The sequence below is a fragment of the Halorubrum salipaludis genome, assembly GCF_002286985.1.
Lineage (GTDB): Archaea > Halobacteriota > Halobacteria > Halobacteriales > Haloferacaceae > Halorubrum > Halorubrum salipaludis.
The window spans coordinates 1-1,656 of the sequence record NZ_NSKC01000022.1; the positions used below are offsets into that span (position 1 = coordinate 1).

The window sequence follows — 1,656 nt, forward strand, 5'->3', positions numbered from 1 at the left end:
CACTACTATATGAAATTTATAAATAAATGGCACAGTAGTTAAAATAATAAATCACTGGTCGTCATCGTTGTCTCCTTCAGATTCGACGGTTTGGGTGTCTTCTTCACCGTCACCAAGGCTTGGATGAGGCCGATCCGGCTGTGCGTCGCTCCACGCTTTTGCTTCCTCTTCGCTCTCGATGATCGATCCAACCGACTCGTTGAGCGTGGAGAATACCTTTGAGAACTGGGTCGCTTCGACGAGTCGATGGTGATCGTCTGTGATCGCCCAATGATTCTTGCGGTGGCGAACGAGACCGCGATCTTTCAACCGACTCAAGTTCGTTCCCACGGTGTTCGGATCACGGTTGATTTCGTCTGCGATCTCGCGGCGTTGCCACGCTCGATCCCTGTTTTCGAGGAGGAACTTCACAACTGCCTCGCTAGTGGATAGCCTCTCCTCCCCGTTCCCCGCCGCTTCAAACTCTTCCATGTCCATTGTCATGGTTACGTGTTGGGTGTACTATTGTAAGAGTATGCTGCTGTGCTATGTACTGTTGTGCTGAAGCAGATAGCCATGTAAGCCGAGGTCATCATGTCGTCTAAAATCGGTTGGAGCCCCAACTTGCGGTTATCGGCGACCAGCTGTTACAGTCTGGAGGCTCTGTTGAAATTCTCAAAAAGTGACACTTTTTGACACGGTTACGGTCAATCTAGGGGACTCACGAATCGCTCAGTACAGGATATTCTCGGAGCAAGTAGCAGTGTCTGGTAATATGACAGCTGTCGACTAATGCTCCGTCCCACCGGTCTTATGATGTACCCGATGGAATCGATGGATATGCGCTGGTTCGTTCGAGGCCTTGTATCCTCCTTACTTGGATTATCCGTCGGGTTTTCTGTCGCGTTCATCGCTACTCCCGACCCGACTGGCCTTTTCCCGATCGTTGTTGGACTAATCCTAACTGTCGCGTTGACGGTGATATTCTACGCTGGCATCGATAGGGTGGCACCTTCTGAATCGGAGTAGCTGCCGTTGTGTTCGCAGGCACACTCTATCGGCTAATTCAACTGTGAATTCGCGAAATAAATGTCGTGGCAAATCTTCTATGACACCCTATAGTAGTGTGAGAAGTTTGCGATAACCACCCATTCGTGCCAACCTGCGGGTCCTAGACTTCCCCGCGAGGTGTGTCATCAACGACATCCGCGAACGCAACGTTTTCTCGGACCTGTTGCATCTCAACCGTGACGCGGTCTCCGATATTCGTCTCGGGAACAATCACGACGTAGCCGCGCTCAACTTTCGCGATCCCGTCGCCTTGGTCACCGAGATTCTCGATTTCGACCTCCCGCCGGTCACCTTCCGCAACGGGCGGGCCCTCGAAGTCCTGCTGCTGATCTTCGTGGTCAGTAGGTTGGATGGGGTCAATCGTCTCTGTGTCGTCCACATCCGATGCTGCCGTCGAAATGAGCGCAACACGGTATGTCTCATCTTCAGCAAGTGTCCCGGTGGCTATCTCACGTTCTGGTACGGTGATCTGGTAGGTGCCATCGTCTTGTTCAACAGTCGCAGTATACAGTGTCTGGAGCGTCTCAGAAATGTCCATAAATCGCGTATTGTGTTGACTCGTGCCAGGTGACTTGTTTCTAGCGTTTCTAGTGCTCTCAACTGATT

Annotated in this window: 2 protein-coding genes; both read right to left on the bottom strand. The window is 51.6% G+C overall.

Translation table 11 applies throughout. The annotated features are described in order from the left end of the window. Positions 1-51: 51 nt before the first annotated feature. On the bottom strand, positions 52-477 hold the full coding sequence (locus CK500_RS16605) for a helix-turn-helix domain-containing protein (protein ID WP_144049607.1): 426 nt from the start codon (positions 475-477) through the stop codon (positions 52-54). Positions 478-1,150: 673 nt separating this feature from the next. Continuing rightward, the gene (locus tag CK500_RS16610; protein ID WP_095638293.1) at positions 1,151-1,588 is read right to left on the bottom strand and encodes a TRAM domain-containing protein; all 438 of its coding nucleotides are present in this window, start codon (positions 1,586-1,588) and stop codon (positions 1,151-1,153) included. Positions 1,589-1,656: the final 68 nt, after the last annotated feature.